Here is a 13,375-nt window from a genome sequence, read left to right as displayed (position 1 = left end):
CATGCAGACGATCTACCGACCGGGGCAGTGGTACCTCATCGTGATTCCGGGTGCTCTCGTCGCACTGCCGCCCGACGTGCACAACGACCTGGTCTCGCGGCTGTGGGAGCGCCTCCCCGTCGAGAAGACGCTCGCGAGCGTCATGGACGTGCTCACGACGGCCGCGGGCGGATCCTTCGTCGCCCTGCCGCCGTTCGCCGCAGCAGTCGTCGAGGGTTCGGCTGTGCGTATCGCTCTGCGCGGCGGAGTCGTGGCCCGCGTCAGCTCCGAGACCGGTGCGGCGTACGAGCTGTCCGGCGCCGAGGTGACGACCTGGAGCGAGCACTTCGTGGGCGATGCCACGCGCATCGAGATCACCGTGGAGGAGACGGATGCCGCGGCCGTGCTGCCGGTGCAGAGCGGCATCGTGCGTGCGGCCGCCGCGAGCGCCGAGCTCGAGGTCGACGACGCCGCGCCGATCGCCGCCGCGCTCGGGTCGACCCCCCGGATCGACCCGGTCGAGTCGGGTGCCTCCGCCGCGGCTCTCGCCGGAGGTGCGGCGCCTGCGCTGGCACTCTTCGGCGGTCCGTCGTCGCCGAGTGTCGACGGCACCCCCGATCTCCCCGGCGCGGCGACATCTGCAACTGTGACGGAGCCGGCGGAGCCGGTGGCGGAAGAACAGACCGAGCCGGATGAGCCGACCGAACCGGAGGAGCCGGCCGTCGAGGAGCCGGCCGTCGAGGAGCCCACCGTCGAGGAGCCCACCGTCGAGGAGCTCGCGGCGGTCGAGCCGGACGAACCGACCGAGACGGCCGAGCCCGCCGCTGACGAGCCTGCGGCAGACGACCCCGCGGCAGACGAGCCCGCCGAGGACGAGTCCTTCGACCTTCCTGAGGAGACCATCGTCTCGGCGCCCGCCGCACCTGTGGCCGCGGCAGGCGCCATTCCCCCGCCGCCTGCGATCCCCGATCTTCCGGGCGCACCCCTCCTGTCCCCGCCCCCGCTTCCCGACGACGCACGGGCCGACGAGACGATCGCGGGCGACAACGGCCTCGACGAACACACCTGGGAGCCGCCGCAGCGCAGCTCCGCCCCGCAGAACGACCTCGACGAGATCGAGCAGCTCTTCGATGAGACTCTGCAGGGCGGATCGGACGGGTCCGAGGGCTCCGAGGCGCCGCCCGCCTCGACGGTGGCACCGGCACCCGCTCTGGGAGACCACGACGGCGCCACGATCACCTCGGCCGAGCTCGATGACCTCCGTCGACGCCAGTCCGTCTCCGACGACGTCGCCACGCAGGTCCTCGACGCGGTGCCCGCCGGTCACGGACGCATCCGGGTGTCCTCGGGTCAGGTCGTCGAGCTCGACCGCACCGTCATAATCGGACGCCGACCGCGATCGACCAGGGCGAGCGGACACGACCTGCCGCACCTCGTCGCGGTCGACAGCCCGCAGCAGGACATCTCCCGCAACCATCTGGAGATCCGACCCGACGCCGGCACGGTCGTCGTCATCGACCTGCGCACGACGAACGGCTCCACCCTCGTGCGGCCGGGAGCCGAGCCGATGCGCCTGCACCCGGGCGAGCAGACCCTCGTGCTGTCGGGCGATGTGGTCGACCTGGGAGACGGGGTGACGGTCCTCTTCGAGGACATCCCGTGAGCCGCCGGCCGTCTCCGCCGCCGCAGCTTCCCGGATTCCGCTACCTCGAGCACCTCGGAACCGGTGGCTTCGCCGACGTGTTCCTCTACGAACAGCAGATGCCCCGCCGCCGCGTGGCGGTGAAGGTCCTGCTGGCCGACCGCCTCGAGACCGGTGCAGCGCAGGAGTTCACCGACGAGGCGAACGTCATGGCGATGCTGTCGACCCATCCGGCGATCGTGACGATCTACCAGGCGGGGGTCGCCGCCGACGGCAGACCGTACCTGGTCATGGAGTTCTGCCCCCGACCGAATCTGCAGGTGCGTGCCAGACGCGAGCAGTTCTCGGTCGCGGAGACGCTGCGGGTGGGCATCCAGGTCGCCGGTGCCGTCGAGACCGCGCACCGGGCCGGTGTTCTGCACCGCGACATCAAGCCCGCCAACATCCTCGTCACCGAATACAACCGGCCCGCTCTCACCGACTTCGGCATCGCGTCGACCACGGCCGCGGCCACCGAGTCGTCGGGGATGTCGATTCCCTGGTCGCCGCCCGAGTCGTTCGCCGACCCGCCGCAGAGCGGCCCGCGCACCGATGTCTGGGCGCTGGGCGCGACGCTCTTCACCCTGCTCGCCGGACGCTCGCCGTTCGAGCGCCCGGGCGAGCGGAACACCGGCGCCGATCTCATCGAACGGATCGAGCGGGCGGCCGTGCCGCAGCTCGGCAGACCGGATTCGCCGGAGAGCCTGCAGCGAGTCCTCGAACGGGCGATGGCGAAGAATCCGGATGACCGGTATCCCAGTGCCGTCGCGTTCGCCCGCGCACTCCAGAAGGTGCAGATCGAGCTCTCGCACTCGGTGACGACCATCGACATCGTCGACGAGCATCCGCTCGATGAGACGCCGGGCGACGACGGAGACGGACTCACGCGGGTCCGCGACGTGCACTCGATCAGCCCCGAGAGCCCGACCGCCACCCGTCCGTCGGCGACGACGCAGCGCAAGCATCCGGTGGGTGCCGTCGATGTGCCGAGGTTCGAGCGGCCGCCCGCGTCGGATGCGCTCGACGAGACCCAGCACCGCACGCCGGCGACGTCGGCCTCGTCGGCCGCCCCTCCGCCCGCCGCGCCGCCCCCGCCGTCGTTCGACGATGACGTCACGGCCGTGCGCGGCCCGACCGTCGTCACCCCTGACGCGTCGTGGTCGTCTCAACCGCAGACCGCGCCGGCACAGGGTGCCCCGCCGTCGCTCGGCGCCCCGCATCCGGGCGCGCCGCAGTTCGCTCCTGCGGCGCCGTCGACAGCGGAGGACGCCTCGGCGGCACGCCGCTCCGGAATGCCCTGGTGGGGCTGGCTCCTCGGAGTCATCGCCGCGGCGACGGTGGTGGGGGGCATCGTGCTCGTGAGCAGTCTCGCCGGCTCTCTCGTGCCGGCTCCCGAGCAGACCGCGCAGGCGCCGGAGCCGCAGGATCCGCTCGTCTCCGGCCCCGTGCCCGAGGCAGAGGATCTCACGGGGACGAACACCGCCGGAGTCGTCTCGTTCACCTGGACGAATCCCGACCCGCAGCCCGACGATGCGTACATCTGGTACGAGGTGACGCTGGACGGACCGCAGGAAGCGCATATCGTTGAACAGACCGACGTCACTCTGGAGGGGGATCGTTCGGGGCGCACCTGCATCGAGGTGCTCATCAAACGGGCTGACGGGCGATCTTCGCCCGAGCCGATCAGGGGGTGTGTGGGCTGATGGAGATCACTGTCGAATTCGCCGGAGAGTACTTCGAGTTGACACCGGGAGAGCCGTTCTACGTCGGCCGACAGGGTGATCTCGAACTCGACGACAATCTCTTCCTTCATCGTCACTTCCTCGAGATCGCCGACAAGGACGGCCTGTGGTGGTTGTCGAACGTCGGGTCCCGTCTGACCGCGACGGTGACGGACTCGTCGGGCGGGGTCAACGCCTGGCTCGCCCCCGGTGCCCGACTCCCCGTGGTGTTCGAGCAGACCACCGTCGTCTTCACCGCAGGACCGGTGACCTACGAGCTCACGATCCACTCCAAGGGCCCCACGTTCCACCTCGACCCCCGCGAGAATGCGGAGGAGGGGCAGTCGACGATCGGGCACGTGCCGCTCACCGCGCGACAGCGACTGCTGATCCTCGCGCTCGCCGAGCCCGCGCTGAAGCGCGACGGCACCGGGGCGAGCGAGATCCCCAGCTCCGCACAGGCCGCCGCGCGTCTGGGATGGACGAGCACCCAGTTCAACCGCAAACTCGACAACGTGTGCGACAAGTTCGACCGCATCGGCCTGCAGGGCATGCGGGGCGGGCAGGGCAAGCTCGCCATGAACCGCAAGGCGCGTCTGGTCGAGTACGCGGTCTCGAGCCGTCTGGTCACCCGCGACGACCTGGCGCAGCTCGATGCCCCGATCGACGACCTCGAGGACGACGAGGAGTCGTGAGCGGGTCGCGCCGCCTCCGCAAGCCGACCACACGCACGATAGTGTGAATCCGCGTGTCTGACGAAAGCAGGATCTGATGTCGCCCCAGTCGACGGCTGTCGCTTCCTCGCAGCTCGTGCGCCTCTCGGTGCAGTGGGAGTCCGAGCGGATCGACGTCGGTGTGCCGGGCGGAGTCCCGGTCGCCGAGGTGCTCCCCTCACTGACCCGCCGTCTGCGCATGCTCGACGGCGCATCGGCGTCCGCGGGGTTCCGTCTCGTCCACGCCGACGGCACGCCGCTGGAGGCCGACCGCACGCTGGCGGCCCAGGGGGTTCAGGACGGCGACTTCCTCGTGCTCGAGCAGGGCACGGCGGCCGCGCTCGCCAAACGCTACGACGACCTCGTCGAGGCCGTCGCGGATGCCGTCGAGACCAACGCGCCGTCGTGGTCGACGCAGAACTCGGTGACCACGGCCACCGTCGTCGCCTCCGTGCTGCTGCTGCTCGGCCTGGTGCCCGCCGTCTGGGCCTGGGTCGACTCCGGCACGATCGTCACCGCGGCCGGAGCGGGCGCCGCCGCGATCGTGCTTTTGATCTGCGCGCTCGTGATGGATCGCACCGCAGCCCCGCAGCAGGCGACCATGTCGCTCGCGCTCGTCTCGTCGGTCTACGCGGGCGCCGCCGGATACACCCTCCTTCCGGATGCCGACGGCTGGGGCCTCGCGCTCGTGATCGGCGGCGGCGCGATGCTGGCGTTCGGTGCCGTCGCACTGCTCGCGCTGAAGCGTCAGCGCGAGTACAGCCTCATCCCGGTCGCGGTGGGGGGCATGCTGCTCGTCATCGGCGCCGTCATCTCCTGGTTCGCCGCCCCGGTCGCCGCCACGCTCGCCGCGGCCATGGCGGTCGCCGGCATCGCGGGACTCGGCGCTCCGTGGGTGGCTCTCGCCTCCGTGCCGCTGCGCGTCGTGTCGGCGCGAGACGAGTCCGAGGTCTATGACGCCCCGTCGCACATCTCGCCGGAAGAGGTCGCGCGGCTGTACGCCCGCGCCCACCGCTACCAGGTCTCGCTGCGCATCTCGCTGTGCGTGATCGTGCTCGTCGCGACCGCCCCCGTCGTCGCCTCGGGCTTCTGGGGACTCCTGCTGTGCGCGGTGACCTTCATCGGGATGTTCCTCGGCACGCGTCAGGTCTATTCGCGCTTCGACATCGTCGCGGTCTCCTCCGGTGTGCTCGCCGGTGTCGCGCTCGGCGTGATCACGGCGATCCTCAGCCACCCCGATTGGATCGGCGGTCTGGTCATCGGGCTGGCCGCGATCGCCGTCTGCATCATCGTCGTCGTGCTGCTGAACCCCAAGACGCGCATCCGTCTCACCCGGTTCGCGGACTTCGCCGAATGGGGCACGATCGCGCTGCTGCTCCCGCTCGCCATCATCACCGGGGGCTGGTTCTGATCCATGGCATCCAAGTCAGAGCTGCTGCAGGCGCAGGCCTTCAACCGTCGCCGTCTTCAGCGCGCGTTCGTCAGCGGTGCGCCCGGCGGGCGTGAACTCGCCCCGGGCAAGCCGCTGCGCGGCGTCGTCGTCAGCGTCGCCCTCGGAATCCTGACCATCATCGTCTCGCTGCTGATCGGCACCTTCACCGGAAGTCTGCCGAAGGACTGGCAGAAGGGCGCGATCATCGTCGTGCAGGGTGAGGGATCCCGCTACGTGGCTCTCGACGGCACGCTCTACCCGGTGAAGAACCTCGCGAGCGCCCGACTGCTCGTGGGCTCGGCGAAGATCACCTCGGTGCCGGCCGACAAGCTCGACGGCATCAGCCGCGACCCCTCTCCGGTGGGCATCGACGGAGCACCCGACTACCTGCCCGCCCCCGACCGTCAGTACGAGGGGGCGTGGCTCAGCTGCGTCGCGAGCGACAGCCCGCTCGAGATCTCGACGCGGCTGCTCGACGACCCGGTCGGAGCAGCCGACCAGGCGGCCCTCGTGAAGGACGACGACGAGGACTACTGGTTCGTCGAGGGGGACAAGCGCTATGCCGTCAGCGACGATAACGTCGCGGTCGTGGCGAGCGTGTTCCTCGGGATCGACGACGTCGACTCCGTTCCGACGGTCTCGGCCCTGTGGCTGAATCTGGTCACCCCGGGGTCGCCGCTCGAGGTGAACCTCGGCGCGGAGCTCGGAGAGAATGCCGGCGCTGCCGGTCTCGTCGTCGGCCAGGCCGTGCAGACGCAGTCCGACGGCGACGTCGTCAACGAGTACATCGCCGACGGCGACGGTCGCCTCGTTCCGGCGACGCCGTTCGCCCGGCAGCTCCTCACCGCCTATGTGGGCATGGAGCCGGTCGTGATGACGGTCGCCGAGGCGACCGACCTCGCCGACGTGAACTCCGACGCGATCCCGGCCGATTGGCCGCGGACCGTCTCGTCGTCGTCGGCAGACGGCGGAGAGACGGCCTGCCTGCAGATGACGCCGAGCGCCGACGGCCCCGTGGTGTCGGTGACGGCCACTCCCGACGACGCCGAGCTCGGAACGAGCGTGACCCCCGGTGCGGGTGCGGCGATCACGGCGCGATCGAGCGGCGAGGGAGCCACGTACGGCTTCGTCGCCGAGTCCGGCGTGTACTTCCCCGTGCAGACCGCTGAGGATCTCGCTCTGCTCGGGTATTCGACCGAGAGCTCGCTCACCGTTCCCGCCGCCTGGACGCAGCTGCTCGAGCAGGGCCCCACCCTCAGCCGGACGATCGCGCAGAGGACGTCGGGGCAGGGCGGCTGATGGGTCTGCGCACCGTGCGGAGAGCAGCCGCGGCGCTCGGCGTAGCCGCGTTGCTGGGGTCGGGGGCACTCGGTGCGCCGGGTGCGCAGGGTGCGGCGATGGCATCGATGCCGACGGCCGCAGCATCGACCTCGACGCCGTCGATCGATGCGGGGGAGCAGTGCACCCCTGGCGACCGCGTCCTGGTCTCGGGAGCGAGCTACCTCGTCGACCGACTGGGTCTCGAAGCCGCATGGACGCTGAGCCGCGGGCAGGGCGTCACCGTCGCGGTCGTCGACTCCGGCGTCGAGGCGGGCAACGCGCACCTCTCTGGCGCCCTCGTGCCGGGCGCGAGCACGTTCGGCGACGGCACGGCCCCCGCCGACGACGATCTGTTCGGCCACGGCACCGCGATCGCCGGCCTCATCGCCGCGCGGCGGGTGGAGGGATCGGGGGTGGTCGGCATCGCGCCCGAGGCGCGGATCATGCCCGTCCGGGCGTTCGAGGCCGCGCCGGAGGACGGGCAGTCTTCCCGGGACATCGCCGGGCCGTCGGCGGCGTCCGTGACCGCCGGCATCCGCTGGGCCGCCGATCACGGTGCGCAGATCATCAACGTGTCGCTCTCCGACGACCAATCCGCCGATCTCTACGCGGGCGCCGTCTCCTACGCCCATGCGCGCGGGGCCCTGGTGATCGCGAGCGCGGGAAACCGCAACACCGCGAACGCGAACCGTCCCGATCCGGAGCACTTCTACCCGGGGGAGCTGACCGGAGCGCTCGCCGTCTCGGCGGTGCTGAAGGACGGCACGTGGGATCCGGACTCGTCGTACTCCGGAGCCCACGTCGACATCGCCGCTCCCGGGCAGTCGATGCCCTCGGCGTACATCTCGGGCGGCGACTGCGTGTTCAACGGCGACTCCGCATCGTCGAGCTACGCGACGGCCGTGATCTCGGGCGCTGCGGCTCTCGTCGCCGCGCGCTACCCCGACGAGACCCCCGATCAGTGGGCGTTCCGTCTGCTGCAGTCGGCGATGCGCGTCGCGCCGACCGAGCCCACCGACACGGTCGGGTGGGGCGAGGTGCGCCCGGCCGAGGCGCTGGCCCTGGTCGACGACGGCACGCTGCCCGGCCCGCCGTCCCCGGCGCATCCGGCGGGGGAGCCGGAACCCGAGGTCACCAGGACGATCTCGATCGAGCCGGATGCCGATCCGCTCGACCCCGCCCGGGCGATCGTCGGATGGGCGCTCGGCGGGGCCGCGACGATCTCGGCGATCATGCTTCTGCTGGCGCGAGGACGGGCCCGCAGCACCGCGATGTGAGCGCCGAGCGCGACGCTATGGGGACTTCTCCCCCTATGGTCGCGACGCCTCGCTTCGTAGTATGAGGTCAAGGTCAAAGGTCTACGGAAGAGGAGCGCATGGTCAGCATGGATATGGCGGATGCCAATCGCCTCATGGCGGAACTGCGCCAGACGGCGGGTGAACTGCAGCACGAGCTGCGCTCGCTCGCGTCGGCGTCGGAGCAGCTGGCCCCGGTCACCGTCAAGGATGACGCCGGCGCCGTCACACTCACACTCGCGGCGAACGGCGCGGTGCAGTCCCTCGCACTCGATGAGGACTGGCGCGACACCATCGGCGAGGAGGCGCTCGGACTCGTCATCAGCACGTGCTACCAGGACGCGATCGGACAGCGGGCGGGTCAGTGGATGAAGGCCTATTCCGAGACCGCCGATCAGGGTGAGGCAGCTCCGCTGCCGGAACCCGCCCCGGTGCAGCTCGGCGACCCGAGCGTGTCATGGGGTATCGATGCGCGGGAGCAGCTGCGCGACATGTACGCCGCGGCCGACGCGCAGCAGCAGGACTTCCTGGCCCACCGTGCGCAGCGCGCGCGTCAGGAGCGAGACGGCGTCAACGCCGCGAAGACGATCATGGTCACCCGCGAGGGAGACACCATCACCGCGGTCAAGGTCGACGAGCGCTGGGTGCGCAACACGAACGACGAGGTGATCGAGAAAGAGGTCCTGCGCGCGCTGAACAACGTCATGGCCATGTCGGCACGCGAACGTGAGAACAAGTACGAGGGGTTCCCCGCGATCGAGCAGCTCATGCAGCTCGCGCACAACCCCCAGGAACTGATGCGCCGCATGGGCGCGATCCGCTGAGTCAGGGAGAACGACAATGGGATTTCTGGATGCAGTGGGCGACGTCGTCGACGCCGTCAACCCTACGGACGAGATCATCGATTTCGTGGGCAACGTCGCCGACGGTGACGTCATCGGCGCCGTCGGCAACGTCATCGACGCCAGCACTCCGCTCGATGAGGTGTTCAGCGCGACGAACAACCTGTTCGGCGGCGGCAGCGGAGGAGGGGTCTCGTCGGGCGGCGGCATCCAGCAGCCGACGACGGTTGCCCCGCTCCCCGAGACGGGGGGCGAGTCGATCCTGCCCGAGCCGCCCCCGCAGCCGAGCGCGTCGTCGTTCGGCGCCGAGGGCGAAGTCGACGTCGAGACGGAGTACCTGCGCAAGGACGCGAGTGCCTTCGAGGCCGCAGCGAGCTCGTACGACAGCATCACGTCTGCAGCCCAGGGGCTGACCATCCCGGCATCCGCCTTCTCGTTCATCGGAGGCCAGGCATCGGCGGCGTACAACACGTTCCAGGCGACCATGGCGCAGCTGCTCGGCTCGGCGCCCGGCGCTCTGACCGGCTTCGCCGAATCGCTGAGGCTCACCGCCACGGCGTACGACGACAACGAGGCGGAAGAGGCCGCGAACCATCAGCCCAATGACAGCACCGAGGTGCCGTCGACCAACGGCGGCTCGAGTGGCGGAGACGGTGCCAGCTCGGGCGGCGGAACGGGCGGGGGCTCGGGCGGCGGAACCGGCGGCGGCGGAAGCGTCGGCGGCGGTGGCGGCGAGAACCCGCAGATCGACGACCCGCGAGTCGACGGCGACACCGACGGTGAGACCGGCGACGACGAGGCCCGTGCCGAGGCGGATGCCAAGGCCGACAGGATCGACGGTCGTGCCGACGCGCTCGACCGGCAGGCCGATCAGGCCGATCAGCACGCCGAGAAGGCTCAGGAGCAGGTCGAGACGATCGACAAGCAGATCGACGCGCTCGAGGACCGGGCTGCGGAGCTCGACCGCAGCGCCACGGACGGCGAGCGTCGGGCGACCGAGCTCGATCTCAAGGCGACGCAGCAGGAGCAGGCCGGCGACTCGGCCGGAGCGCTGCAGAGTCGCTCCGAATCGGCCGGCATCCGCGCCGATGCGGCAGCCCAGCGGGCGGAGGCCGCGGAGATCCGCGAGCAGATCGAGACGCTCGAGGACACCCGCGACGAGGCCATGGAAGAGATGACCGATGCGCGCGAGGACGCTGCAGAGCTGCGCGACAAGGCGGCCGACCTGCGCGACCAGGCCGCGCAGCTTCGTGACGAAGCCGCGGGCACCGACTCCGCAGGCACCGGGTCGCAGGTCGACTCCGACGTGATCACCGACGGAGGCTCGGAGACGGGCGGAGACAGCTCGACGCCGACGACCGACGGCAGCGTCGACGGCACCGATGGCGCCGGAGTCACGGATGGTACCGATGGTGCAGGAGTCACAGATGGCACGGATGGTACCGATGGTGCCGGCGTCACGGATGGCACCGACGGCACGGACGGCGCCGGCGTGACCGAGGGCACGGACGGTACCGAGGCCGTGGATGGCACCGAGACTCCCGTGGTCGACGGCATCGGCGGTGACGCGCCGACTCCCGTGATCGATGGCGACGGCGGTCCCTCGATCCTGAAGGAGTTCGACGCGGATGGTGTCCGCGCCGAATCCCAGCCGCAACCGACACCGTCCTGGCAGACCCGGCTGAACAGCTGATCCCCGACCTCACGACTGGAAGAAGACGACATCATGGCTAGGTTCCCCTCTCCTCCGTCCCCGCCCCGCCCACGCCCTGACGCTCCCAGCGGCAACTCATCGCCCGGTCCGTCCGGAAGCCACGGCCCCTCCGGAAGCCACGGCTCGTCCGGAAGCCACGGCGGTCGCGACAACGCCGGCGACGTCGAACGCTCGCGCTCGAAGTTCCAGGAGTTCGTCGACGGCGCGGACTCGGTCATCGGCATCATCAACGGCGTCCTCGAGCTCGCAAGCCACATTCCGTTCATCGGCGATCTGATCGACCGGATCAACCAGCTGATCCAGCGGATGTTCGAGAAGGTCAACGAGGCGATCCAACGGACCACCGAGATCTTCGCCTATGTCGGCAGCCCCACCACGCTGCGTCAGACCGGTGTGAGCTGGGTGCAGAACGTGGGCACCCCGGCCACCGTCGCGACCTCGACGGTCGTCCTCTCGGCGCTCCCGAGCACGGGGCACTGGGAGGGTGCGGCGCACAATGCCTATGCGGCACGGGTGGAACTGCAGAACCCGGCGTCCGACAGCATCTACGCCAAGTGCACGATGATCGACGAGCAGCTGAACACGTTCGCCGACGCGATCGTCGACTTCTGGGTCGCCTTCTCGATCGCGGCCATCACCACGGCGATCGGCGTCGCCCTCGGCATCGCCGAGATCGTCTCGGTGTTCGGGGCGCCGGGCGGTGTCGCGACGATCATCGTCGAAGTGCTGGCGTTCATCGCCGATGTCATCGGCCTCGTGAACATCATCCTGACGGCCAACCAGGCTGCTGCCGACTTCATGACCCAGGTGACGGCCGAGCTCGGCGCCGTCAGCGCGTTCCCCGGTGGGGCGTGGCCCCGTCACACGGCAGCATGACCGTGGTGGACGCGGGAGGGTCGGGGGGCGCCGCGGTGGGCGGTGCACTGGTTCTGCAGTTCGGCGATCGACGCGAGGAGATCCCCGCGGGGAGCACCTTCGTCCTGGGCCGCAGTGCCGACCTGTCGTTCGATGAGAACCAGTACGTGCATCGGCGCTTTCTCGAGATCGAGCAGCGCGAGGGCATCTGGCGACTGACGAACGTCGGGTCGGGGCTCACGGCATCCGTGGCGTCGGCCGACGGGATGGCGCAGTCGTGGCTGGCGCCGGGAGCGTCGATGCCGCTGGTGTTCGCGACCACGGTCGTGATGTTCACCGCCGGATCCACGACCTACGAGTTCTCGTTGACCGCCGAGTCGCCGTTCTACGAGGTCTCGACGCTGTGGTCTCAGCCGTCGGGCGGTGCGGGCGTCGCTGATCTGCTCTCGCCGATGCAGCGCATCCTGCTGACGGCTCTCGCCGAGCCCATGCTGCGGCTGAACGTCCCGGGCGCTGCGGAGCTGCCCGATCTCGACCAGGCGGCGCATCGGCTGCGCTGGTCGTTCGAGAAGCTCGAACGTCGCGTGGGCAGTCTGTGCGACAAGTTCTCCCGACGCGGCATCCGAGGCCTGCAGCGCGACGCGGAGGGGCGACTGCCGGATTCGGCGCGTTCGCGTCTCGTCGAGCATGCGGTGGGCGCGCGCATCGTCACGGCCGACGACCTCGAAGTGCTCGACGCGTTCATCGCGCAGGACGCGCTGGTGGGCGTGGGATCCTGATCATCGCGTCGAGACTTCGACGTGCGGTGAACAGGGGGAGACGTACATGAGTATGCCGGCTGGATGGTACGACGACGGTTCCGGGCGTCAGAGGTGGTGGGACGGCGCGCGGTGGACCGAGCATCTCGCGCCTGACGGGAGCGCGGCTGCTCCTTCCGGGTCTGCGCCCGGATCGCGGGTCGCGCCGGTGCTGGGTTTCGTCGGTCTCGGTCTGGCTGTGCTGGGCACGGTCCTCGCGTGCATCCCGGTGACGTTCGTCGTCGGCGTGGTGGTGCTGATCGCGGCGTTCGTGGTGTCGCTGGTCGGAGTGTTCACGAAGAACACGGCGAAGTGGCCGTCGATCGTCGGCATGGTCCTCTCGGTGATCGGCGGTGTGATCGGCACGATCGTGACTCTGGTGATCGTCGCGGCCGCCCTCGTCGGGCCGGTTCCTCCTGGCGTTCCGACGAGCGAGCCTCCTGCCACGTCCACCGCGCAGCCGACGCCGTCCGCCAGCGCTCAGCCGTCCGACGAGCGTCCTTCGCCCGAGCAGATCGCCGTCGAGGTGCAGCGGACGTTCCAGGGCGACGGAATGACGAACTACGACGGTATGCCGGATTTCTACCCGTGCATGGGAGAGCAGCTCTACGCATCGGATATGTCGGATGAGACGCTATCCGCAGTGATCACCGGAGGAGAACCGCTCGAGGCCGAGCGCGTCACGGCAGAGAAGGCGATCACCGACGCGATCCTCTTCTGCGACCCCGACGGTGAAGGAGCCTTCTGATGAGTATGCCGGCTGGATGGTACGACGACGGCTCCGGGCGTCAGAGATGGTGGGACGGCGAGAAGTGGAGCGAGCATGTCGCTCCCGAGCAGAGCGGCGGCTCTGCTTCTGCTCAGCCGCCGACCGGGCCGTCCGCGCCGAGCGCGAATGGCTACGCGGCGGCCACGACGGGGCCGCCCTCGTCGCCTGACCGGGTCGCGCCGGTGCTGGGTTTCGTCGGTCTCGGTCTGGCTGTGCTGGGAACGGTCCTCGCGTGCATTCCGGTGACGTTCGTCGTC

Annotated in this window: 12 protein-coding genes; all 12 read left to right on the top strand. The window is 70.1% G+C overall.

Annotated elements, in window-relative coordinates:
• Position 1 precedes the first annotated feature (1 nt).
• The gene (locus tag ABTZ43_RS06425) at positions 2-1,642 is read left to right on the top strand and encodes an FHA domain-containing protein (RefSeq protein WP_350538223.1); all 1,641 of its coding nucleotides are present in this window, start codon (positions 2-4) and stop codon (positions 1,640-1,642) included.
• Positions 1,639-3,363, top strand: a complete 1,725-nt coding sequence (locus ABTZ43_RS06420; RefSeq protein ID WP_350538222.1) for a serine/threonine-protein kinase — start codon at positions 1,639-1,641, stop codon at positions 3,361-3,363. Before ABTZ43_RS06425 ends, ABTZ43_RS06420 begins: the two co-directional genes overlap by 4 nt.
• A complete protein-coding gene (locus ABTZ43_RS06415) occupies positions 3,360-4,076 on the top strand; it encodes a hypothetical protein (protein ID WP_350538239.1) in 717 nt (238 codons plus the stop codon). The genes ABTZ43_RS06420 and ABTZ43_RS06415 overlap by 4 nt, the downstream gene beginning before the upstream one ends.
• Positions 4,077-4,152: 76 nt before the next feature.
• Positions 4,153-5,505: a type VII secretion integral membrane protein EccD gene (eccD, locus tag ABTZ43_RS06410; protein ID WP_350538221.1), complete on the top strand. Its 1,353-nt coding sequence runs from the start codon at positions 4,153-4,155 to the stop codon at positions 5,503-5,505.
• Between the two features lie 3 nt (positions 5,506-5,508).
• A complete protein-coding gene (gene eccB / locus ABTZ43_RS06405) occupies positions 5,509-6,825 on the top strand; it encodes a type VII secretion protein EccB (RefSeq protein ID WP_350538220.1) in 1,317 nt (438 codons plus the stop codon).
• Complete coding sequence (locus tag ABTZ43_RS06400; RefSeq protein WP_350538219.1) at positions 6,825-8,123, top strand: S8 family serine peptidase; 1,299 nt, start codon at positions 6,825-6,827, stop codon at positions 8,121-8,123. Before eccB ends, ABTZ43_RS06400 begins: the two co-directional genes overlap by 1 nt.
• 98 nt (positions 8,124-8,221) lie before the next feature.
• Complete coding sequence (locus tag ABTZ43_RS06395) at positions 8,222-8,965, top strand: hypothetical protein (protein ID WP_350538218.1); 744 nt, start codon at positions 8,222-8,224, stop codon at positions 8,963-8,965.
• A 16-nt stretch (positions 8,966-8,981) separates the two neighbouring features.
• Entirely contained in the window at positions 8,982-10,676 is a 1,695-nt protein-coding gene (locus ABTZ43_RS06390) for a type VII secretion target (protein ID WP_350538217.1), read from the top strand.
• A gap of 33 nt (positions 10,677-10,709) precedes the next feature.
• Positions 10,710-11,573 (top strand): hypothetical protein, encoded by an 864-nt coding sequence (locus tag ABTZ43_RS06385; RefSeq protein WP_056413297.1) that lies wholly within the window; start codon positions 10,710-10,712, stop codon positions 11,571-11,573.
• On the top strand, positions 11,570-12,331 hold the full coding sequence (locus tag ABTZ43_RS06380) for a hypothetical protein (RefSeq protein WP_350538216.1): 762 nt from the start codon (positions 11,570-11,572) through the stop codon (positions 12,329-12,331). The genes ABTZ43_RS06385 and ABTZ43_RS06380 overlap by 4 nt, the downstream gene beginning before the upstream one ends.
• A 46-nt stretch (positions 12,332-12,377) precedes the next feature.
• Positions 12,378-13,097 carry a DUF2510 domain-containing protein gene (locus ABTZ43_RS06375; RefSeq protein ID WP_350538215.1) on the top strand — a complete coding sequence of 240 codons (720 nt, stop codon included), beginning with the start codon at positions 12,378-12,380 and terminating at the stop codon, positions 13,095-13,097.
• The coding region (locus tag ABTZ43_RS06370) for a DUF2510 domain-containing protein (protein ID WP_350538214.1) at positions 13,097-13,375 on the top strand (279 nt) is incomplete at its 3' end. The genes ABTZ43_RS06375 and ABTZ43_RS06370, both read left to right, overlap by 1 nt.

Origin of the sequence: Microbacterium sp. NPDC097977 (assembly GCF_040302605.1) — a bacterium.
Lineage (GTDB): Bacteria > Actinomycetota > Actinomycetes > Actinomycetales > Microbacteriaceae > Microbacterium.
The sequence above is the reverse complement of the archived record's forward strand: the minus strand, read 5'-3'. Positions and strand labels throughout refer to the sequence as shown.

Bases quoted from the DNA above. Each gene is read 5' to 3' on its own strand.
- ABTZ43_RS06425 (WP_350538223.1), top strand. From the start codon at position 2: ATGCAGACGATCTACCGACCGGGGCAGTGGTACCTCATCGTGATTCCG.
- eccD (WP_350538221.1), top strand. From the start codon at position 4,153: ATGTCGCCCCAGTCGACGGCTGTCGCTTCCTCGCAGCTCGTGCGCCTC.
- eccB (WP_350538220.1), top strand. From the start codon at position 5,509: ATGGCATCCAAGTCAGAGCTGCTGCAGGCGCAGGCCTTCAACCGTCGC.
- ABTZ43_RS06400 (WP_350538219.1), top strand. From the start codon at position 6,825: ATGGGTCTGCGCACCGTGCGGAGAGCAGCCGCGGCGCTCGGCGTAGCC.
- ABTZ43_RS06395 (WP_350538218.1), top strand. From the start codon at position 8,222: ATGGTCAGCATGGATATGGCGGATGCCAATCGCCTCATGGCGGAACTG.
- ABTZ43_RS06390 (WP_350538217.1), top strand. From the start codon at position 8,982: ATGGGATTTCTGGATGCAGTGGGCGACGTCGTCGACGCCGTCAACCCT.
- ABTZ43_RS06385 (WP_056413297.1), top strand. From the start codon at position 10,710: ATGGCTAGGTTCCCCTCTCCTCCGTCCCCGCCCCGCCCACGCCCTGAC.
- ABTZ43_RS06380 (WP_350538216.1), top strand. From the start codon at position 11,570: ATGACCGTGGTGGACGCGGGAGGGTCGGGGGGCGCCGCGGTGGGCGGT.
- ABTZ43_RS06375 (WP_350538215.1), top strand. From the start codon at position 12,378: ATGAGTATGCCGGCTGGATGGTACGACGACGGTTCCGGGCGTCAGAGG.